Source organism: Saccharothrix sabaoui (genome assembly GCF_051756985.1).
Classification (GTDB): domain Bacteria; phylum Actinomycetota; class Actinomycetes; order Mycobacteriales; family Pseudonocardiaceae; genus Actinosynnema.
In genome coordinates, this window is the sequence record NZ_JBPKJK010000024.1 from 18,828 (window position 1) to 41,359 (window position 22,532).

14 protein-coding genes are annotated in these 22,532 nt (G+C 69.8%); 5 read left to right on the forward strand and 9 right to left on the reverse strand.

All coding sequences use genetic code 11. The features are described from left to right. Positions 1-329 precede the first annotated feature (329 nt). Both ACR807_RS09955 and ACR807_RS09960 read right to left on the reverse strand, forming a co-directional pair. Positions 330-1,289: a diacylglycerol/lipid kinase family protein gene (locus ACR807_RS09955; protein WP_438920946.1), complete on the reverse strand. Its 960-nt coding sequence runs from the start codon at positions 1,287-1,289 to the stop codon at positions 330-332. A 134-nt stretch (positions 1,290-1,423) separates the two neighbouring features. After that, on the reverse strand, positions 1,424-1,549 hold the full coding sequence (locus tag ACR807_RS09960) for a hypothetical protein (protein ID WP_438920997.1): 126 nt from the start codon (positions 1,547-1,549) through the stop codon (positions 1,424-1,426). Between the two features lie 583 nt (positions 1,550-2,132). Here ACR807_RS09960 and ACR807_RS09965 point away from each other — a divergent pair. Then, positions 2,133-5,024 (forward strand): AfsR/SARP family transcriptional regulator, encoded by a 2,892-nt coding sequence (locus tag ACR807_RS09965; protein ID WP_438920947.1) that lies wholly within the window; start codon positions 2,133-2,135, stop codon positions 5,022-5,024. Positions 5,025-5,104: 80 nt separating this feature from the next. Here the strand turns inward: ACR807_RS09965 and ACR807_RS09970 are convergent, their stop codons facing one another. The 6 genes from ACR807_RS09970 to ACR807_RS09995 form a co-directional block, all read right to left on the reverse strand. Further along, a complete protein-coding gene (locus ACR807_RS09970; RefSeq protein WP_438920948.1) occupies positions 5,105-6,802 on the reverse strand; it encodes an AMP-dependent synthetase/ligase in 1,698 nt (565 codons plus the stop codon). A 63-nt stretch (positions 6,803-6,865) separates the two neighbouring features. Further along, positions 6,866-7,624 carry an SDR family oxidoreductase gene (locus tag ACR807_RS09975; protein ID WP_438920949.1) on the reverse strand — a complete coding sequence of 253 codons (759 nt, stop codon included), beginning with the start codon at positions 7,622-7,624 and terminating at the stop codon, positions 6,866-6,868. A gap of 7 nt (positions 7,625-7,631) precedes the next feature. Next, a complete protein-coding gene (locus tag ACR807_RS09980; protein WP_438920950.1) occupies positions 7,632-8,555 on the reverse strand; it encodes an alpha/beta fold hydrolase in 924 nt (307 codons plus the stop codon). Between the two features lie 52 nt (positions 8,556-8,607). Beyond that, positions 8,608-9,021: a RidA family protein gene (locus tag ACR807_RS09985; RefSeq protein ID WP_438920951.1), complete on the reverse strand. Its 414-nt coding sequence runs from the start codon at positions 9,019-9,021 to the stop codon at positions 8,608-8,610. 61 nt (positions 9,022-9,082) lie between these two features. Next, a complete protein-coding gene (locus ACR807_RS09990) occupies positions 9,083-15,280 on the reverse strand; it encodes a non-ribosomal peptide synthetase (protein ID WP_438920952.1) in 6,198 nt (2,065 codons plus the stop codon). A gap of 49 nt (positions 15,281-15,329) precedes the next feature. After that, complete coding sequence (locus tag ACR807_RS09995) at positions 15,330-17,120, reverse strand: non-ribosomal peptide synthetase (RefSeq protein WP_438920953.1); 1,791 nt, start codon at positions 17,118-17,120, stop codon at positions 15,330-15,332. Between the two features lie 826 nt (positions 17,121-17,946). Here ACR807_RS09995 and ACR807_RS10000 point away from each other — a divergent pair. The 4 genes from ACR807_RS10000 to ACR807_RS10015 all read left to right on the forward strand — a co-directional run bounded on the left by ACR807_RS10000 (position 17,947) and on the right by ACR807_RS10015 (position 21,500). After that, a complete protein-coding gene (locus ACR807_RS10000) occupies positions 17,947-18,279 on the forward strand; it encodes a transposase (protein WP_438920954.1) in 333 nt (110 codons plus the stop codon). Next, positions 18,165-18,485, forward strand: a complete 321-nt coding sequence (locus ACR807_RS10005) for a transposase (protein WP_438920995.1) — start codon at positions 18,165-18,167, stop codon at positions 18,483-18,485. The genes ACR807_RS10000 and ACR807_RS10005 overlap by 115 nt, the downstream gene beginning before the upstream one ends. A 145-nt stretch (positions 18,486-18,630) precedes the next feature. Then, positions 18,631-19,599: a helix-turn-helix domain-containing protein gene (locus ACR807_RS10010; protein ID WP_438920955.1), complete on the forward strand. Its 969-nt coding sequence runs from the start codon at positions 18,631-18,633 to the stop codon at positions 19,597-19,599. 116 nt (positions 19,600-19,715) lie between these two features. Beyond that, entirely contained in the window at positions 19,716-21,500 is a 1,785-nt protein-coding gene (locus ACR807_RS10015; RefSeq protein WP_438920956.1) for an alpha/beta fold hydrolase, read from the forward strand. 120 nt (positions 21,501-21,620) lie between these two features. On the opposite strand, the gene ACR807_RS10020 is transcribed toward ACR807_RS10015, so the two are convergent. Further along, complete coding sequence (locus ACR807_RS10020) at positions 21,621-22,427, reverse strand: DUF4394 domain-containing protein (protein WP_438920957.1); 807 nt, start codon at positions 22,425-22,427, stop codon at positions 21,621-21,623. Positions 22,428-22,532: the final 105 nt, after the last annotated feature.

The following is a 22,532-nucleotide window of genomic DNA, read 5'->3' on the forward strand; positions in this document are numbered from 1 at the left end:
ACGGGCCGGCAAAGGCGCAACGCCTGCGGTCGCTGTCCTGAACCCGTCTCCCAACTCCTGCCAAGAGCTCATCACGGAGCAGCGCAGCCCCCGGCAGGATCGGTGCGCCCTCGCGCGACGGGCAACCGTGGCGGCGGTCACCTGCCGGCCGTCGCTGGTGCTGTGCCGGTCCGGGCAGGGGAGTGAGGCATCCTCGGTTCCGACCATGCTCGCCGCGTGCAGGTCGTCATGCTCGCGCGGCAACCGCGCCAGCGCTCTCGCGGTCACCCGGAGTGTTGATCGCAGCCGGCGATCGACGACGGCTTTCGAGCGGACGGGGATCGTCGAGTTCACGTCGGCACCTTGACGACGAGCGCTCCGGGGTCCACCTCGACCTTCAGCGACCTGGTTGTTCCGCAGACTTCTCCGTCGACCTCGAACGGTTTGGTGCGGCTGCTGCGCAGCTCCAGGCGTCGGAACCGGAACCGCTCCACCGCCGGTCCGTCCACCCGGCGGGAACCGATCAGGCGTCCCGCCGTGACGAGCCAACCCCTGGTGTGCACGTTACGCAGCAAGGCCAGGTCCAGGAGCCCGTCGGCGGGATCCGCCTGCGGCAGGAGGGAAACCCCGCCCTGCAAGGCGCCTATGTTGCCGACGACCGCGCCCAGGACGCGGCGGGTCAGCCAGGGGCCGTCGTCCAACCGGACGGTCACCCTGCCGGCGCCCGACCTCAGGCCCTTGAGGACCGCCGGTAGGTATGCGGGCCATCCCAGGATGCGTTTCATCCTGGGCGAGGTGTCGCGGACCATCTCCGCGTCCAGACCGATGCCGCCCATGCCGACGAAAGGGCGGCCGTCCAGCAGACCCATGTCGACGCGGCGGTCCACCCCGTCGAACGCCGACGTGACGGCGTCTTGCACCCCGCTGCCGATCCCCAGGTTCCGGGCCACGAGGTTGCCCGTGCCGATCGGCACGATTCCCATCGCCACGCCGGTGTGCGCCAACCCGGCGGCCACCGCGTTCACCGTGCCGTCCCCACCACACGCCAGGACCAGCCGCGGGTGGTCGCGCAGGGCGAGTGCCGTCACCCCTGTCCCGGCATCGTCACGGGTGGTCTCGAACCACCGCGGCTCGCACCAGCCGCGGTCGCGGGCGGTACGGGATACCAGGTCCCGGAACCCGGGGTGATCCACCACGGCGACCGGGTGGACGACCACTGCCACACGAAGCCTGTCACGCCCTGGATCCACCCGAACCGCCTTCACGAGGTCGACACCGGTCCGGGTGCCCCGCGACAGGCGAACGTACACGTGGGACGCGACACGCGAAGCGTTGCGAGCCCGGCCGGGTCCGCAACGCGGTCACGTCCGTCACGGCGGCTTCCTGCGCGCCTCACTTCCCCCGTTCTGGACGATCTACGACCCGGAGGTGGTCAGGGTCGCGCTCAAGCGCCCGGACGCGGCTTCGACCCCTTGATCCGTTCGACGAGTTCGTCGCGGTACTCGCGCACCGCCTGGAGCTTCGGTTCGTCGCCGGCCGCCCGTGTCAACGCGCCTTCCAGGATCTTCACCCCCTGGTGTTCGTGCCACGGACGACTCCCTCCAGGCCCTGTCGGACCACGTCTGGAAAACCACCGGCTACCGGGGGAAGCTCAAGGGTGCGGCATTCGAGTGAATCTGTTGCTCTCTTGTCGTAGCCGGTGCTCGTCCGTGTCGCCGTGGCGAACCCCGGACGACCGAGGACGGTCATCGTGACGAGCACGTCGACAGAGCGGGTGGCGCTGGATGGCCGGCTGCGCCGCCCGCCATCCCGGGTACGCCCGAAGGGCGGCAGCGCGAGACCTCGGCCAGGCCGGTGGCCGGCCGCGGGGTGATCGTGGCCGCGGGCTCGATGCGCTGGTGGGGGAGTGCGAGCGGCACGGGGTGCGGCTGTGGCTGTCGGAGGCGGGCGCGCCCGCGGAGTTCGGCAGCCCGGTGCACCAAGTCTTGGTGACGGTCTCTCGCTTTCCTCCGTCGGGGTCGGGCACCGGTGGCGGTTCGCGACCTCCGACCGTCCCGGCTCGGACCGGCCGTGGGAGCCGCTGTCGTGATGCGGAATTCGACACGCACTCGACTCGCATTGAACCGCCTGGTCGTGTTCGGTACACAGGACTGGTGGTAGGCGACGGCGAGCAAGGCGCACCACCGGAGGTCGCGGCCTGCGTGCTGGGCAACCTGGAAGTCCGGTGGAACTCCGTGCCGGTGCCGCTCGGGCACGCCAAGCAGAAAGCGGTGCTGGCGGTGCTGTTGACCGAGGCCGACCGCGCGGTGTCGGTGGACCGCTTGACCGAGGGGGTGTGGGGCGGGCACGCGCCGGCCCGGGCACGGTCGGTGCTGCGGACCTACGTGTCCAACCTGCGCCGGGCACTGGACGGCACCGGGATGACGATCACGTGGAGTGACACCGGCTACCAGTTGACCGCCGTCCCGGGCAGCGTGGACCTGCACCGCTTCCGCCACCTGCTCGCCCAGGCCCGCGACAGCGACGATCCGCGCGGCGCCCTGGCGCTGGTCGACCAAGCGCTGGCGCTGTGGCGGGGCGAGCCGCTGGCCGGGCTGGACACCGCATGGGCCCAGACCACGCGGGAGCACCTGCGCCGGGAACAGGCCGCGGCCCGAGCCGACCGGACCGATTGGGCGCTGGAGTGCGGCCGGCACGGCGAGCTGCTGCCCGAGCTGGTCACTCGGGCCGCCCAGGACCCCCTGGACGAACGCCTGGCCGGGCAGCTGGTGCTCGCGCTGTACCGCTGCGGCCGCCAGGCCGACGCGCTGGAGCACTACCAGCACACCCGGCGACGGCTGGCCGAGGAACTGGGCATCGATCCCGGCCCGGCACTGCAGCAACTGCACCGGCGCATCCTCACCGTCGACCCCACCCTGACCGGCCCGACCGTGCCCGCGGCTGCGGAGAGCGCCCTTCCGGCGGTGGTGCCGCGCCAGTTACCCGCTCCGCCGGCGGCGTTCGTCGGCCGCCGCGACGAACTCGACCGGCTCGACACCGCGCTGAACACCTCGGCGCCCGACACCTCGGACCCGGCCGGCGTGGTGGTGATCTCCGCCCTCGCCGGCGCGGGCGGCATCGGCAAGACCTGGCTGGCGCTGCACTGGGCTCACCGCCACGCCGACCGGTTCCCCGACGGGCAGTTGTTCGTCGACCTGCGCGGTTTCAGCCCCGACAGCCGGCCCCTCGACCCCGTGGTGGCGGTGCGCGGCTTCCTCGACGCACTCGGTGTCGCCCCGGGCAGCCTGCCCGCCGACCTCGACGGGCAGACGGCGCTGTACCGCAGCCTGATCGCCGACAGGCGAATGCTGATCGTGCTGGACAACGCCGCCACCACCGACCAGGTCACCCCGTTGCTCCCCGGCACCCCCGCGTGCGCCGTCCTGGTCACCAGCCGCACCAAGCTGGCCTCGCTGATCGACCGGCACGGCGCCCGCCACCTGCAACTGGACACCTTGTCCGGGGAAGAGGCCCGTACCCTCCTGGTCGAGCGCCTCGGCGAGCAGCGGGTGGCCGCCGAACCCGAGGCGACCGACGAACTGGTCCAGCTGTGCTGGCACTACCCGCTGGCGTTGGCGATCATCGCCCGCCATGCCCGCCTGCACCCGCGGGTCCCGCTCGCCGAACTCGTCGCGGAGCTGCGCGAACTGGGTCTGGAGCTGCTGGACGACGACGATCCCGCGGCCAGCCTGCCCGCCGTGCTGTCGTGGTCCCTGCGCGGCCTGACCGCCGGGCAACAGGAGGTGTTCGCACTGCTGGGCGTCGCTCCCGGCCCGGACATCGGCCTGCCTGCCGCGGTTTCCCTCACCGGCCTGTCGGCGGAACAAACGCGCAAGGCGCTCAACGCCTTGGAAGGCGCCTCTCTCGTCGACAGGCGCGCCCACGGCCGCTACGCCATGCACGACCTCATCCGCGACTACGCCACCACCCTCGCCCACGAGCTGGCCGAGTCGTCGCGGCAGGCGGCACTGCGTCGGGTGGTGGACTTCTACCTCCACACCGCCCACGCCGCGGATCGGCTGCTGGACCCGAACCGCGCACCGACCAGGCTCGCCGCTCCCGTCTCCGGCTGCCGTCCCCAGCCCTTGGACGACCAGGCCGCGGCGCTGCGGTGGTTCGCCGACGAGCACACCTCGCTGCTGGCCGCCCAGCGCCTCGCCGCCGACCACGACTGGGCTGCGCAGGTCTGGCAGCTGGCCTGGTGCCTGGACACCTTCCAAGTGCGGCACGGGTACCTCCACGACGCGGTCGTGATGTGGCGGCGGGGAGTGGCCGCCGCCGACCGCGACGACGACCCGGCCGTCCGCAGCCTGGCCCACCGCCTGCTGGGTGACGCGGCCGGTCACATCGGGGCGCACGACGAGGCCGCGGAGCACCTGACCCACGCCCTGAGGCTGGCCGAGCACACCGGCGACCGCGATGCCCAGGTCCGCGCCCAGTACACCCTCTCCCGGGCCTGCGAGAAGCGGGGCGACCACCAGCGGGCGCTGGAGCACGCCACCCGTGCCCTTCGGTTGTGCTCGGAGTTGGACAACCCGGTGGTGGAAAGCATGGTGCTCAACACGGTGGGCTGGATGCAGACGCACCTCGGCGACCACGAGGCGGCTCGCGCCTCCTGCGAGGCCGCCCTGCACCTGGCCCACCGCGTCGACGACCACGAATGCGAGGCCGATTCCCTGGACAGCCTGGGGTTCATCGCGCACCGCACCGGCGACCACGTCGGAGCCCTGGAGCACTACCGCCGCGCCCTCGCCCTGTTCCGCGACCTCGACAGTCCTTACGACGAGGCCGCCACCCTCGACCGGCTCGGCCACACCCACACCGCCCTGGGGCGTCGCGAAGAAGCCCGTGCGGCGTGGCGGGAGGCACTGGAGCTGTACCGGGCACAGGAACGAGGCGGTGACGCCGAGCGCATTCGGCACCAGCTCGACGAGCTCGACCGCACCACAGCCCGGGCACAAGCGCCGACCTCGAGTTCAGCCGGTCACAGCAACAGTGCTGGTTGAGGCAGGTGTGCGCGGCGAGGGCGGGGATGCCGGACCGGGCACCATCGCTCAGCACAGCTCACCGGCGTCCTGCCGCATCCTCAGGAAGGTCGGGCGTAGATCTCGTCGATGACATCGGAGTAGCGTTCCGCGACCGCGGGGCGCCTCACCTTCAGGGTGGCGGTCAGTTCGCCGTCGGCCACCGACAGCGACTTCGCCAGGATTTCGAACCGCCGGACCCGTGCGGTCGGGGCGAACGCCGAGTTGACCCGGTCCACTTCGTCCCGGATCAGGTCGCGGACATCCTGGTTGACGGCGAGCACGGCGAGATCCGCCGGGAGTTGCTTCTCCTGCGCCCACGGGAAGATCTCCGCCGGGTCCAGGGTGATCAACGCGACCGGGTACGGTCGCTGGTCGCCGATCAACACCGCCTCGGCGATCCAGCGACAGCGCCGCAGTTCGTTCTCCAGGTTGGCGGGCGTCAGGTTGTCGCCGCCTGACGTGATGATGACCTCCTTCTTCCGGCCGGTGATGGTCAGGAAGCCCTCGGTGTCGAGCGATCCGAGGTCACCGGTGCGGAGCCAGCCGTTGTCGACGACCTCCGCCGTGGCCTCCGGGTTGCGGTGGTAGCCGACGAACACGTTCGCCCCCCGGACGAGGACTTCGCCGTCCTCGGCGATCCGCACCTCGACGCCCGCATCCGGACGACCGACCGTCCCGATCCTGCAAGCCTCCTCCCTGTTCATCGAGATGACCGCCGTCGTCTCGGTCATCCCGTACCCCTCGAAGATCGGGACCCCGTGCCCGGAGAAGAAGTTCAGGATCTCCGGGGCGATCGGCGCGCCACCCGTGATGGCCATCCTCAGTCGATTGCCGAACCGGCCCTGCACGTGCGCCGACACCGCCTTCTCCGACTGCGTCCCGACCAGGCCCGACACGGCACCGTAGATTTTCTCGAACAACCGCGGCACGGACGGGAGGATGGTCGGGCGGACGTCCGGCAGCTCTTCCGCGATCCGGCTGGTGTTCCCGCCGAAGTACGCGAGGGTCGCGCCGTTCTCGAAGCTGAGGAACTGCACCGCGCGGGCGATCAGGTGGGACAACGGCAGGTACAGGTAGGTCACGTCGTCCGGCGTCGGCGAAAGGTTGATCTGGTCCGCGTCGAGCGCTGCGCGCCAGTTGCCGTGACTCAACAGGCATCCCTTGGGGTTGCCCGTGCTCCCGGAGGTGTAGACGATCGTCGCGATCCGCTCGGGGGTGACAGCCCGCGCACGTCGTTCCACATCCTCGGCCGGTACCTGCCGCCCCCTCTCGACGACGTCGGCCATCGTCATCGCGACCGGTTCCGGGCTCGTGGCCGGATCGATCGAGATCACGTGGTCCAGGTGCCGGAGTCCTGGCTTCAGGGCGGTGACCTTCGCGAGCTCCTGGACATTTCCGCAGATCGCCACCCGCACGTCCGCGTCCTGCAGTATCCACTCGTACTCGGCCGCCGAGTTGGTCGGGTAGACGGGAACGCTCACCGCGCCGACCTCGGCTATGGCGAGATCGCAGACCGTCCACTCGGCGCGGGTTTCAGCGCATATCGCGATGTGCTCGCCGGCCGCCACGCCCAGGGCCAGCAGGCCGCGGGCGAAGTGGCGCACATCCGCGGCCATGTCGGTGTAGGTCCGTTCGAGCCATTCGCCGTTGCGCTTGAACCGAATCGCGGTTCGCGTTCCGTGCTTCGCCCCCGCGGCAGAGGCGAGGAGTGCCATGGTCGGCACGGCGAGCGGTTCGTGTACCACCTCGCGCGTCATCACAACTTCCTCTCGCATTGTCGAGCACGGTGGTCCGTGCCGCTTCGACACCGATCCCGGTCGTCAGGGGGCGGCCAGTGCGCCGCCGTCGACGACGATGGTCTGCCCGGTCATCCAGGACGACGTCTCGCCCGCCAGGAACACGGCGACGCCGGCGATGTCCGAGGGCTCACCGATCCGACCCAGCGGGATCAGCTTCTCGAGTTCCTCTTCGTGACCTTCGAGCAGCACCTGCGCCATCCGCGTCCGGACGACACCCGGCGCGATCCCGTTGACACGCACTCGTGGCGCGAGTTCCGCGGCGAAGCTCTTCGTCAGGGAGATGCCGGCGGCCTTCGCCGAGTTGTAGTAGCCGATCCCCGGCTCGGTCGCGTAGCCGCCCACCGAAGAAATGTTGATCACGTTGCCGCCCGCCACCGCCATCGACGCATGCCAGACCGCCTGGGTCCACAACACGATCGACAACTGGTTGACCTGCACGATCTTCGCGGCCCGCGGTACGTCGAGATCGACCAGGGGTCCGACATAAGGGTTCGTGCCGGCGTTGTTCACCAGGATGTCGATCGACCCGAACTCGGCCGTCGCCGCGGCGACGCACTCGCACACCTGCTCCTGTTCCCCCACGTGCGCCGCCTTCGCCAACACGCCGATGTGCGGGTTGGCGTCACGGATCGAGGCCGCAACCCGGTCAAGCGACTCCTGACGTCGGGACACGATGACGACGTTGCAGCCCTCGGCGGCGAACGCCTCGGCGATGGCGCGCCCGATCCCCCTCGACGCCCCGGTGACGAGGGCCGTCTTCCCGGCGAGTCCCGACTGCATCCGACACCTACCTCGGACGTCCGGCGTGCGCGTCCGCCGCCGTGCTCGCGGCTGCCCCTGCGGGTTGCGAGCGCACTCCGGGCAGGAACGCCAGGATGATCTCCGCCAGCCGACCCGGCTCCTCGAAGTGGACGGCGTGACCGGTCCTGAGGTTCTCCACCGCGGGTGCCTTGCCGGCGACCACGAACTCCCGCACCCGTTCGACGTCGACCAACCTGTCCTGCGTGCCGAACACGACGAGGACCGGCACGTCACCGGTGCGGGAGAACTCCTGCACCGCCCGCGCCGCGATCTCCCCGCACACTTCGACCATCCCCTCCGTCACCTTGACGAGGCGCAGCCCGTCGTCGACGACGAACTCCTGCCAGTCCGGCCGTGACGTGAAGTCGGTCGGCTGCAGCGGCACCGTGATGAACGCCCGCGTCGGCTCGGGCACCAGACCGAACTCCCGGACGACCTCCAGGGCCGACTCGACGGACAGCCGCAGGACGTCCCCGTACCTCTCGTTGAAGTAGAAGCCCGGAGCGATCAGGGTCAAGGACGAGACCACGTCCTCGTCGGCCACCTGCGCAGCGGCCACGGACGCCACCTGCCCGCCGAAGCACCACCCCGCCAGGTGCACGCGCCGGAACGACCCCTTGAGCGATCGGACGAACTCGACGACGTCACCGATGACGCGCTCGGTGGACTCCAGATGTCCCCGGTCCACCGTGTTGAGGCCGGAACCGCGCCGGTCCGGAGCGATGAAGGACACCTCCGAGTTCTCGACGACGGCCTCGGCGAGCGGCGCCTGCCATCCCGAGTGGCTCACCCCGCCGTGCAGGACCACGACCACATCGTCGCCTTCCGGTGCGCCCCAGAGGCGGTAGTGCGTCACGTAGCCGTCCGATTGTTCGTAAGTCCGGACACCGGACTCGGGCAGTACGATCATTTCTTCCCTCTCCGTGCACTGTTCGGCATGTCGTGGGTCGACCAGGTGCGGCTCATTGCTGCGCGTCGTGACCGGCCGCGTCCGAGCGGCAGGCCCACGCGTCCACCTCCACGCGCAGTGCGGCGTTGGCGAGGCCCGCCACGTACAGGATGATCATCGGCGGCTCGTTGGCGCCCAGCCATTCCCCGAGTACGCCCACCAGCTCCCTGAAGTCCAGCTCGCCGACCAGGTAGACGGTGATCTTCACGAGGTCGGCGACGGTCATACCGGCCGCTTCGAGGTTCCGGCGGAGATTTTCGAGGGCCACCGCGAACTGCTCGATCGGATCTTCCGGCACTTCCCCGTCCAGGCCGACACCGACCTGCCCGGCGAGGACCAACCAACGGTGCGGACCCGTGACCTCGATCTGGTGGGTGTAACCGCCCAGAGGTGCGTGCACCGTGCCGGGGTTCCTCGGGCTCTTCATCGAGCGACCTCCTCTTCGTCGTCGAAGGCGGCGCCTGGACGATCAGGTCCGCCGCAGGTCTTCACTCGCCGGGTGGCAGGCTGTCGACGGCGAGCTCGTCCACGTGATCCACGAGGTGGGCCAGGACCGTGTCGTACAGCCTGCCGATCTCATCGAGCCGATCCTGCGGAACGACCTTCGAATTCGCGTTGAGGGTGATGACCACGCGAGCCTGCGCGATGTCATGACCGACGTTCGTGAGCAGCGGAGCGTCGACGTGTTCGAACCACTTCACGTCCTCGACCACGCCGGTGCCGTCGGGGCGCCGGGCGACGTCGCCGTACGCCGTGAAGTGCGTGTAGTTGAAGACCGTCTCGAACACCGTGGCCCGACCGAGGTCCTGCTCGATCCGCGCGAGGGGGTACCGTCGATGCGGGAGGATCTCCAGGTCGCTGTCGAACGTCTCCTTGATGAGCTCGCGCCACGTCCGCGCGTCGACCCGCTGCCGGAACGGCAGGAAGTTCAGGAACAGCCCGAGCACCCGCTCCCCGTCGTCCTCCTCCAGCCTGCCGTTGCTGAACAACCCCGTGACGACGTCCGGGTCCCGCACGAGCCGGCTCACGACGCACAGGTGGCAGGCCAGCATCACGTACTTCAGCGAGACGCCGACCTCGGACGCCACCGCCCGCAATTCACGCTGCCGCGCTTCGCCGATCAACAGCTTCGTCTCGCTCCAACGGTCGACCGCACCCGCGGTAGCCGGCCTCGGTAAGGCGGCGAACGTGTGCTCGGCCAGCTTCTCCGCCCAAAAATCCCGCTGTGCGGCGGATGACCGCAGGCAGTCGAGCTCGGCCCGCACGTAGTCCCGGTACCTGAGCGACGCGACAGCGGTCACCGGCCGGGGTCGCCCCGCCAGCAGCGCGCCGTAGACCGCCAGCAGGTCACGCACGAACAGCGACAGGCTCCAGCCGTCGAGGATCGAGTGGTGGAAGCTGACGGTCAGCGTGAACTCCCCGGCTCCTCCCCGGTGCGCGAAGAACCGGACCAGATGCGGATCGGCCCAGTCGAAGCCGGTCTGCTTCTCACGCTCGAACCACTCCGCGAACAGCCGCTCCCGCTCGCCCTCGTCCACCGAGCCGAGATCGGTCACCTCCACGGCGGGAACCACCGCTGAATGCACCAACTGCATGGGAACGGAGTAGTCGTGCATCGAGAACGCGGTCCGGAACACGTCGTGCTCTGCCACGAGCCGATCGACGGCGAGCCGCAGGTGATCCTCGTCGAGGGGCAGTGCCAGGCGGTAGCTGAAGACGTCGTGGTAGGTCGCCTGCGCCGCATCCTCGGCCGTCTTGCGAAGCATCCGGACCTGCATCGCCGTCGCCGGGTAGGCGTCGACCACCCCGGCGGGGAACAACCGCTCCGACTGTGCCACCAACTCGAACGGCACCGCGCGTCGATCCAACGGCGCACCGGCCGGCGGGCTGGTGCTCGCGATCGCCGCGAGACGTCTCACCGTCGGGTGGTCGAACAGGTCCTTCATGGTCAGGCCCAGACGAAGCCTCTTGAACGCGGACACCACCCGGATCGCGGTGATGGAGTCGACGCCCAGTTGGAGGAAATTCTGGTCGCTGCCGAGAACCTCCACCCCGATCGTCTTCGCGATGACGCCGGCGATCGTCTTCTCCAGTTCCGAGCGGGGCCCTGCACCGGCCGGCGGGGCGGCCGGGGCGCCCGAGTCCGCGGCGAGCTCCGCCGGAAAGGGCTCGCTGCGCGACACCAGGTCGTCCACGGCGTCGAGGTACTCGGCGACGTAGCGCTCCGCCAACGGGACGTCGAGCTTCGCGCCGTCGTAGTTGACGATCAAGCGCATCCGTCCGAGGAAGTGGTCCCGGTGGACGTGCACGACGATGGGGAAGTTCGTGTGCTCGAAATAGCGTGCACCGTTGATCCGGGCCGCTCGGGCGTCACCGCCCTGGTAGACGTGGAAATCCGTGTAGTTGAAGACCGAGTCGAACCACACGCCGTCCTGCGCCGTCCGCTGGATCTCCGACAAGGGGAAGCGGCGGTAGGCGAGGGCGCTCTGCTCGATGTCGAATACCCTCTTCACGAACCCGTCCCACGCTTCTTCCCCCAGTTCGACGGGGAACGGGAGGGTGTTGAGGAACAGGCCGACCATCTCCTCGCCGCCGCGCGTCTCGAGCCTGCCGTTGGCCACGATGCCGGACACGACTCGACGTTCGTCGAGGAGCCTGCCCAGGACGCGCATGTGCACCGCCAGGTACACCGCCTTCTGCGGCACCCCCAGCCTGCCGGCGAGCCTTCGCACGGCGTCGGCCGACGCCGGTGGCACGACACGGTCGACGGATGCCGGGATCGGCAGCGCATCGGCTGCTTCGTCGGTGCGCGACCGCGACAACACAGATGCGGAGAAGCCGTCGAGGGCCTGCGACCAGAACGCGACCTGCATCGGGTCACGTGCGGCCTCGCGTTCGAGGGCGACGTACGAACCGTATCGCCCGGGTTCCGGAGTGGTCTCGACCTCGCGGCCGTCCACCAGGTCCGTGTAGACCCGCAGGAACTCCTCCACCACGAGTGCCACGCTCCAGCCGTCGAGCAGGGCGTGGTGGAACGAGACGGCGATGTTCATCTCTTCCGCCGAGCGGACGTGCACCTGGACGCGGAGAAGTCGTCCGCCGTTCAGGTCGAAGGCGCGGTGCCGCTCCGCCTCGACCCAACGATCGATGATCCCGGACTGGTCCGGCCGCGCCAAGTGCGTGAGGTCCACGATCCCGACAGGGATCTCCGACGTGGGTCGAACGACCTGCAGTGGTTCGCCGCAACCGTCGAGGTCGAACGTCGAGCGGAGTTGCGGGTGCCGCGCGACGATCACCTGGAACGCGTCGTCCACACATCCGACGTGCACCTTCGCGTCGACTTCGTAGTCGAAGACGTCGTGGTACACCGAGGATTCCTCGTGCAGCATCGAGTGGTAGATCATCCCGGCCTGCAGCGTCGTCAACGGCCAGGCATCCTCCGCGGCACCGCCGAGCACCCGCCTGTCCGCCGGGTCGACCAGGGAGAACGGGACCCCGGTGGCGCCGGCCGGTGCCTCTGCTCGCCGCGACACCATCAACTCCGCGAGCTCGCGGATCGTCGGTCGGGCGAAGATGTCCTGCACCTCCACCGCGTAGCCCGACTCCCGGAGCCGGGCGGCCACCCGGACGCTCTGGATGGAGTCCCCGCCGTGGTTGAAGAAGTTCGCGTCGACGCCGACGCGGTTCAGTCCGAGGACTTCGGCCCAGACCTGTGCGAGCAGTGCCTGTTCGGGCGATGTCGCAGCACCGGGTTCCTCGGCGCGATCGGAGTCGGCGAGCGGGTCCGGGAGGGACCTGCGGTCCAGCTTCCCGTTGGCCGTGGTGGGCAGGGCCGGGAGCTCGACGATCACCTGTGGGATCATGAATTCCGGGAGCCGCTTCGCCAGGTGCTCCCTGATGACCGCCCGGTCGAACTCCGGTGCGACGACGTAGCCGACCAGGATCTTGCTCGTCGGCGTCTCGCGGACGACGACCGCCGCTTCCTTGACGATCGGCACGTCCATCATCGCCGCACCGACCTCGTCGAGTTCGATCCGGAAGCCGCGGATCTTCACCTGGCTGTCGATGCGTCCGAGGTACTGGAGCTGTCCATCGGCGAGGTATCTCGCGAGGTCGCCGGTCCGGTACAGCCGTGCCGTCGATCCGTTCGAGAACGGGTTCGCCACGAACGACTTCCGGGTCAACTCGGGTTGATCGTGGTACCCCGTGGCCAGGCCCACGCCACCGATGCACAGCTCGCCGGGCACCCCGGTGGGCTGAAGCTCCAAGTGCTTGTCGACCACGTACAGCTGCACGTTCGCGATCGGCCGACCGATGGGCACGACCTGGCCGGGGTAGTCCCGTGCGCACGGCCAGTACGACACGTCGATGGCGGCCTCGGTCGGACCGTAGAGGTTGTGCAGCTCGCAGTCCAGCTTGTCGTGGAAGTCCTCGACGGTCTTGTACGGCAGGGCCTCACCGCTGCAGATCACCCGGCGCAGCGAGCCGCCGAAGTCGCCCAGGTCCTCCTCGTCGAGGAAGACGCTGAGCATCGAGGGCACGAAGTGCGCCGTGGTGATCCGGCGATCCCTGATCAGGCGCTTGAGGTAGTCGGCGTCACGGTGTCCACCGGGTTCGGCGACGACGATCCGGGCCCCGGACATGAGTGGCCAGAAGAACTCCCACACCGAGACGTCGAAGCTGAAGGGCGTTTTTTGCAGGACACGGTCGGTCGCGTCCAGCCGATATTCCGACTGCATCCAGCACAGCCGGTTGAACAGCGACACGTGCCGGTTGACGACGCCTTTCGGGCGCCCGGTCGACCCGGAGGTGTAGATCATGTACACGGGGAAGTCCGGCGAGAGCCGACGGGTGAGGTCGGTGTCCTCCTCGGCACGCGCTTCCGTCACGGACAGCACGGCTACCTCGTACTCGCCCCCCGCCAGTTCTCGACGGTACCGCTCCTGGGTCATGATCAATCCGAGATTCGCGTTCTCGATCATGTACCGCGTCCGGTCGGCCGGGTACTCGGGATCGATGGGGACATACGCCAAGCCCGCCTTGACGATGGCGACCAGCGCAACAACCATCTCCGACGAGCGCTCCATGTAGACCCCGACGAACGGCGAAGCACCCGACTGGTCGCGTGCGCGCAGCGATCGGGCGACCTGATTGGCGAGTCTGTTCAGCTCGTCGTACGTCATCGTCGCATCGAGGAACTCCACGGCGACCGCGTCCGGAGTCCGGGCAGCTCGGGCTTCGAACGCATCGACGACTGTCGACTGCGGGTAGTCGACCTGATCGCCTCGTGACCGGAGCAGGATCTCCTGCCGTTCGTCGAGCGGGAGAAGGCCGAGGCGGGAGACCTCGCTCTCGGTGTTCATCGCCAGCTCACCGAGCAGATGGGTGTAGTGCCCCAGCATCCGTCGGATGGTGTCCTGCTCGAAGAGGTCCGTGTTGAACTCGACCTCGAACTCGTAGGTGTCGTCGTGCTCTCGGACGTAGAAGAGGACGTCGTACTTGGCGGCTCTGCGGGTGACCGGGAAGAGTGAGCAGGTCGTGCCACTGCCGAGGTCGAGGAGCGCTTGTCCGCCCAGCATTGTGAACATGGTCTGGAAAACCGGGTGGTAGCTGGGGTCGCGCTTGACGTCCAGGCTCTCCAGCACCTTCGGGTAGGGGGCGGCACCATTGCGCAGAGTTTTGTGCGTGACGTCCGCGACGCGGTCGAGGAGAGCGGGGAACGTCATGCGGTCCTCGATCCCCAGTACCAACGCGGTCGTGTTGACGAAGCACCCGACAACGTTCAGGAGGTCCTCGTCGTCCCGGTTGAGCAACGTGCTGCCGATGCTCAAGGAGTCCTGACCCGTGTAGCGGTTGAGCAGAACCGCGTATGCCGCGAGGAACACGGTGAACTCGGTGCTCCGGTAAGATGCGCGACACTTCGCCAACAGTGCTGCGACATCGGACTTCGGTACGTGGACCGAACAGGTCGAGCCTGCGAACGTCTGCTGAGGCGGCCGCGGGTGGTCGAGGGGCAGCCGGAGAAGTTCCGGTCCGTCCAGGAGAAGGTCGCGCTGCTGGTCGATCCTTGCCGTGAAGACACCCTGCTCGAAATCCCGCCGCAGCGCCACCGCGTAGTCGGTGTAGGTGACCGCCGGCTCCTCCGGGGACGCGAACTCCCCCGACCCGACCATCGCCCGGTAGTCCTGGCCGAGTTCGTCGACAACGACCGAAAAACTCCAGCCGTCGGTGGCGATGTGGTGGATGGTCAACCCGACCACCGCCCCGTCGTCGACGAGTACGACGAGAGCCCGCAGCACCTCGCCCTCGGCGAGGTCGAACGGCCGTGCGTAATTTTCCGCGATCAGCTCCCGGGCCTGCGAGAGGGCCTCGGTGCCGTGACCCCGGAGATCGACGACCTCGAAAAAATCCCGCACATCGGCACGGACGACCGCCCGCAAGCCGCTCGTCGTCTCCACCACGGCCGTGCGAAGTGCCTCGTGACGCCGGACCAGCCGGTTCAGCGCGTGGCCGAGCACGTCCACCTGCACGTCCCCGGTCAGGCGGAAGGCCATGAGCTCGTTGTACGCGGGGCCGCTCGATCGCGAGGCGCGGTCCGCCAACCACACGGCTTCCTGGGTATAGGTGAGCGGAACACTCCTGGCCTCGGTTGCCGGTGTTCGCTGTGGATCGATGAGCGTACTCATCCCGAGTCCCCCATGTGAGCGGTCGCGTTGGACCTGGATTTGCGGATCTTCAGAATTTCGGCAGGGATCGCGGCGTGCTGCTCAAGCTGTCCCCGTCCTTCAGTCGACCGATCAGGTCGCCCACGGTCTCGGCGGCGAGAACGTCCGCGGGCTCGACCGGCAGGTCCCACGTGGCGCGGATCCGGTGCGCGACACGCACGGCCAGGATCGAGTTCCCGCCCAACTGGACGAAGTTCGCCCCGGACGGCACTTCGGCAGTTTCGAGCAAGTCCCGCAGGATGGTCAGGATGCCCGCGTGCACAGGATCCGAGGGCTCTTCCGGCCGCCTGGTCCCCGAATCGGCCGAGTCGAGGTCGAGGAGCTGCAGCATCGCCCCCCGGTCGGCCTTCCCCGTTGCGCCCAGCGGCAATTCCGGCAGGAGGACCCAACGCGCCGGCACCATGTACGCCGGAAGGTCGCGGGCGAGCAAGGCGGGAAGGGTTGAAAGCACTTCCTGCGCATCGGCCGTGGTGTCGGCCGTGCGCGGCAGGACGAAACCGACCAGTGTCGCGGCCGGACCATCTCCCACCTTTTCCACGAACGCGGCGTCGACCACGCCGGACTCGACGATGACCCGTTCCACCTCTTCGAGCTCGATGCGGAACCCGCGGAGCTTGACCTGGCGGTCCCGGCGGCCGACCATCTCGAGCGCGCCGGTCGACAGCCTCTTGACCAAGTCGCCGGTCCGGTACACCCGGGCACCCCTGGTCGGCTCGATGACGAACCGATCGGCGGTGAGATCGGGAGCGCCGAGGTAACCCGAAGCGACTCCCGGCCCACCCAGGCAGAGCTCACCGACGCCACCCTGCGGAACCTCCCGCAAGTGCTCGTCGAGGACGAGCAGGTCGGTTTCCTGCAGCGCGTACCCGATGGGCACCCGGCCAACGCCTGCGAGGCTCTCCGCAGTGCACTCGAAAAAGGACGCTATCGCCGAACCCTCGGTCGGGCCGTAGCAGTTGACCAGGCGAGCGGGAGGCCGCGTTTCGAGGACCCTGCGCACCGTCGCGACGTCGAGTTGTTCGCCTCCGACCAGCAGGTTCTTCACCGTGTGGAACGCATCCGGCCGCTCCCGGGCCACGGAGTGGAACAGCGAGGTGGTCAGGAGCATCGACGTGATGGCCTCGTCGCCGAGAAGACGGAGCCAGTCGTCCATGGTCATGCTGGTGAGCTGGGGGAACGGCACCACGGTCGCCCCTGAGGCCAGGGCGCCCCAGATCTCCCAGGTGGTCCCGTCGAACGCGGGGTTGCAGGTGCTCGCGATCCGATCGCCCGGTTCGATCGTGCAGAAGTTCGGCGACACGACCAGTCGGACCACACCCCGGTGGGGGATGACCACCCCTTTTGGACGTCCTGTGGATCCGGACGTGTAGGTGACGTAGATGGTGTCGTCACCTGCGGCCGACCCGGTCGGCACCTGCCCGGCGGGTAGCCGGTCGGGGATGCCCAGGGATCGCACGGGCCATGATCCGGCACGGTCGTCCGATTCGGCGCAGACGACATTTTTCACGCCCGAGTCCTGGAGGATTCCGCGGATGCGGTCGCTCGGCGCGAAGGTGTCCAGCGGCAGGTACGCCGCTCCGGCGCGAAGGATGCCGAGCAGGGCCACGACCAGGTCGGCGGAGCGCGGCAGGCTGACGGCGACGAGATCCCCTTTTCGCACCCCGGCGCCGGCCAGGTGCGCGGACAGCCACGCGGACTTCTCCCAGAGTTCACGGTAGGTGAGAACTGCTCCGCCCAGCGGCTCCCGCACGGCTTGGGAGTCCGGTCGTCGTCGGACCCAGTTCGCGACGAGGTCGACCATTCCCACGGCGGGGTTGCCGGGCGGGGAGGCGCCGCCTGTGGCGCAGGACTGCCCAGTCGGCAGGGTCGTGCGCGGCGTTGTAGAAATTTCTCCTCCAAAGATTCGTGTGGCCACGAAGCGCGCTGCCGAACTTGTGGCAGTGCGTGATGGCGTCACCACGTCCACTGCGGACTGGAGTCGGGTGTTCGTCCGGATCCTGGAACTTCGGTCCCTCCCGCCGGATCCGGATTGATTTTCCGGATCCGCCCGATTTCGACCTGGGTCAGCTCTGGTCGACTGCTTTCAACGAACTTCCGCCAGGAAGGAAGCCGGGCTCCTCGCTGTTCGCAAGAATTTCGCCACGACAGGTCCTTCCGGTTCGGCGATGTCGCGGGTGCTCGGCGGTAGTCGTTCCCGCCGCCCGGCACCGCCGACGTTCTTCGCCGGTCGCGGCCTGTGATCCTCCGACCGCCCCGGCTCGGGCCGGCCGTGCACCCACTGTCACACCACAGGGTTCAGGATCCGCCCAACCTGCGTTAAATCGCCCGGTCACGGGGCCTTCACTCAAGGCCGTGCAGTCAGGGCGATGGGCAGGCGGTCGAGGAGCGGACCAGGCGTGTCGTGGTGGTGGGTCACGGCGCAGGCTGGGCAGTGGAGAGCCTGGCGGGCGAGGCTCCCGGCGAGTGGCCGTTTCCGAGCTTGGGCAGGTGATGGCTCTTTGGTGCCCGGACAGGGGAACTCCTGGTAGATCGGACGTTGTCGAAGCGCCGCTCTGCCAGGAGTTCCGTTGTTGTCGTGCCCGATCCCCGTGGACAGGTCCACCAGGGGTGCCCTCTGCTGCCGTCTGGTGGCCTCCCGTCAGCCCATCCGACGGACGGCGCGGTGTCCCACCGATGTCACCGACGCGCAGTGGGCCGAGCTCGATCCGCTGTTGCCCGATCCGGCGTGCCCGGCCGGTCGGGGCGGGCGGTGGGAGAAGCACTGCCGCCGGGTGATCGTGGACGCGATCCTGCACGTGGTCGACAACGGCATCAAGTGGCGGGCCCTGCCGGTGGACTTCCCGCCGTGGCAGACGGTTTACAAGCGTTTCGCCGCCTGGGAGACGGCGGGAAGAAGGTCGCGGGCCGCAAGCGCCACATCGTCGTGGACAGCATGGGCCTGCTGTTGGCCGTGTCGGTGACGCCTGCCTCGACGCAGGACCGGGTCGCCGCCCGCGGCCTGCGGCGCCTGCGCGACACCGCCGGGAAACGGGCCACGTTGGTGTGGGCCGACGGCGGGCACCGCCGCCGCGCCCGAGACCACGAACGCTTGTGCCACCACCACGAGGTCATGGTCCGCTGGGCGATGATCCGCATCACCAGCCGCCGACTCGCCCGACACCAGTAGCTCGGAAACAGCTACGTACAGGTGGTGCCGGTCTTACCGGCCCGGAACCGGCCGCGACACCGCGGCTGCCGGGTTCGCCCTCCGAGGGCGGTGATCGTAGTAGAAGTATCACGTGCCGTTAGCACTGCGTCGTTAGCGTGACGGCATGGCAGCTCCTGTCGAGGTGTTCCCGTCAGATGCGTTCGACCTGCCGCCGGAGGCCGAGGCCGCGTACGGCGAGCTGCTCACGGTCGCGCCCGTGCCCGAACAGGGCTTCCTCGCCGGTGCCGGGCCGCGGGCGGCGCGCTGGGTTCAGCACTTCGTCGGTCTCGGGCTCGTGCACCGCGACGAGGACGGTGTGCTGCACGTCCGCCCGCCCCGGACCGCGCTGGAGACCTGGGCCACCCGGCGGGAGCTCGCCGCCGCGCAGGCCAGGCAGACGGGGGACGCGCTTGCCCGGCTGTACGCCGCGTGCCGGGGGCCCGGAGCGGGCTTCGTGGAGGTGGTCGAGGGCAGGCGCGCCGCCCGTGCGCTGTTCCGCACGCTCCAGCAAGGCGCCCGCGAGCGGGTGCGCGGCCTGGACCGGGGCCCGTACCTGCACGACTCGCCGGCCGCACCGGAGCAGGTGCAGCTCGACGCGATGCGCCGGGGGCTGCGCTACCGGGCGGTGTACGACGCGAGCCTGTTGCACGACGACGTGCTGCTGGCAGCGGTCGGCAAGGCCGCGGTGGCCGGCGAGGAGGCGCGGGTCTTCCCCGACGTGCCGCTGAAGCTGCTGCTGGCCGACGACGACCGCGGCCTGGTGATGCTGCCGCGCCCGGCCGAACGCGAGGCCGACGCGCTGCTCGTGCACCCGTCGCGGCTGCTGGAGGTGCTGTCCGAGGTCTTCGAGGTGTTCTGGCGGCTCGCCGCGCCGCTGCCCGCCACCGCGACCGCCGACCCCGCGGGACCGGACGCGCAGGCCCAGCGCCTGCTCGTGCTGCTCACCGCGGGCATGACCGACGAGGCCATCGCCCGTGACCTGGGCGTGAGCGAGCGGACGGTGCACCGCCGCGTCAGCAGGCTCCAGGAGCTGCTCGGTGCCCGCACCCGCTTCCAGCTGGGCGTGCAGGCGACCCGGCGCGGCTGGCTTTGACGGGTCCCGGTCATGTCCGGTTCCCGACACCGCCACCCCCTGCCGCGAGGACCGTCGCCGGGCGAGGGTGGAACCACCGGGAGCGTTCCCGACCGTTGCTCCGAGAGGACACGACCATGCCTTCACCCCTGCGCGGACCGCGCCGCAACCGGCGATCCGCAGCGGTCCTGGGAGCGTCGCTGCTCGCGGCCGTGGCCCTGGCCGCCACCGCCACCACCCCTGCGACGGCCGCACCCCGCCCGCCCGCGGAACCGGACACCGCCACCCTCGCCGGCGTGCTGCGCCACCAGCAGGTCGCCTGGGGACCGTGCGCGTTCACCGACCTCACCCCCGAGCAGAACGACCGGTTCCAGGCCGTGCCGGGGCTCGCCTGCGCGACCATCACCGTGCCGAGGGACTGGCACGACCCCGCCGACGGCCACACGTTCCAGGTGCGCGTGTCGAAGACCGCCACCGCCGGCACCGCCCGCCAGGGCATCGCCCTGGTCAACCCCGGCGGCCCCGGCGGCGCCGGGCTGCACTGGGGCGCGGCCATGGCCACCATGGCGCCCGCCCTGGCGGACCAGTACGACTTCGTCGGCTTCGACCCGCGCGGCGTCGGCGACAGCACGCGGGTGCCGTGCACCGTCACCGTCGACAGCGAGGTCGTCAACTCCACCGACGAGCAGACCGAGGCGTACGTGCGGGGCTGCGAGGACACGCCCGGCACGGAGTTCATCACCACCGAGCAGACCGCCTACGACATGGACTTCATCCGCGTCCTGCTCGGCGAGCGGAAGACGAGCTACATCGGCTACTCGTACGGCACCTGGCTGGGCACCTGGTACGCGGCCACCTTCCCCGGCAAGGTGCACCGGATGCTGCTCGACTCGTCCACCGACGTCAGCGAGAAGTCGTTGCAGCGCACCTGGGACCTCCAGCCCTACACGCGGGACCGGGCGTTCCAGGAGCAGCTGCTGCCCTACGTGGCGCGCCGCGACGACCTCTACGGCCTGGGCACCGACCCGATGGCGATCCGCCGGGCGTGGGAGGAGGCGGGCGGCACCCGCACGTTCACGGGCCAGATCATGTTCGCCTGGTTCATCCTGCCCGCGCTGTACGACACGTCGACCTACGAGATCGCCGGCGCGGCGGTGAACACCGTCGCGAGCAGCGGGCAGGAGCCGGCGGCCGAGCAGGTGGTGCGGCGGTTCGTCGACGAGCAGCTCGCCCGCCCCGCCCTGGCCGCCGACCTGCGCGACGTGCTGCTCCAGGCCCGTGAGGGCGCGTTGGGCGCCATCGCGAAGGGCCCCGCCCGGCTGCCCGCGACCACCGACGTCAGCACCTTCGAGGTCGACTACACCTTCGAGCTGATCCGCTGCCAGGACGGCCAGTGGAACCAGAGCCGCGACTACTGGGAGAAGTCCGCCGCGAAGCTGCTGCGGGAGGCGCCGCTGATCGGGCCGTTCATGCAGAACGTCCCGGCGTGCATGTTCTTCCGGACCGACAACCGGATGCCCAAGCCGGACTCCCGCACGTTCCCGCGGGTGTTGGTGCTGCAGAGCGAGATGGACGCGGCCACCGCCTACGAAGGCGCGCTCGCCACGGCCAAGCACCTGCCGGGCGCGAAGATGATCAGCGTGGACAACGAGGGCACGCACGGCGTCTTCCCGTACCTGGCGTCCTGCGTGGACGCCCCGGTGCACGCCTACTTCCACGTCGGTCTCATGCCGAACGACCGGTTCACCGCCTGCCAGGCCCTGCCGCTTCCGGGTGAGGCGACGGCCTTCGAGGTCGGCGGCACGATCGGCCCGAAGGGCGCGATCAAGATCGAGACGGTCACCGACGACATGCGCCGGGCGGCCAAGATGGTCAAGCGCCTGCTCGCGCAGCAGGCGCTGGAGCCGGGGACGACGGCCTGACGGGTTCGTCGGCCCGCCGGCCGACGAACCGGGGTGGTGGGACGTGCAGACCGTCCCGCCACCCCGCCGGTCGTGGCGTCGTGCCCTGAGCCCGGTCGCGGGCACCCTCGTTCCGGTCGCTCAGGCGCGGAAGGCCAGGCCGATCACGTCGCCCGGCGCCAGGCCCACCAGGCGTGCGCGCCCGGTCTCCAGGTCCACTCGGTGGATCGCCGGGCCGGAGGCGACGAGAGCGGTGCCGTCGGGTGCGATGTCGAAGCCGTTGCCCGTGTCGATGCGGACGCCGAGGCGGCCCACGGTGAACAACTGGCCGGTGTTGGGCGACACGACCGGTGTGGCGCCCGCCCTCGTGCCCTGGGTGACCAGGGTGCCGCGCGCGGAGTCGATGGCGTAGAGGGTCGTGCTGGTGGCGCCGGCGACGCTGTTGGTGTAGCCGGCGGCGGCGATCTTCGGTGCCGTGCGCGCGTCCGGGTAGGCCAGGGTGCCGTCCACGGCGGCCACCGCGCCAGTGTCGGGGTTCAGCCGCAGGTTCTGCCCGGTGGAGGTGACCAGGCGGATGCGGTCCACGGTGGGGTTGAAGTCGAAGCCGACCGCGCGACCGTCCAGGGTGGCGGGGGTGCCGATGCCGGTGGCCTGGCCGGTGCGCGGGTCGACGGTGTAGAGGCGGCCGGACCCGCCCATGCCGTAGAGCGAGCCGGTGGCGGGCCGCACGTCGATGCCGACGAGGCGGTCGTGCCGGTCGAGACCCCGCACGCGGACGCGGTGGCCGAGCAGGGGCAGCGTCGACGAGCCCGTGGTGAGGGTGCCGTCCTGGGTGAGCAGGTGCACGTCGGCGGTCTGGCCGCCGGTGGCGTTCGCGGTGCCGGGTGCGACGACGACGGCCGTGAGGGCGGCGGCCGCGACCAGCGCCGCGGTGCGGGTGGAGCGCATGGGGTCCTCCTGGGGTGGGTGGATCGCCCGTGTGTACGTGCCTGGAAGCGGTTGTGTTGAACGTCGGCTCGAACTGCCCGGCCTCCTGGCGCGTACGTCCAGCGA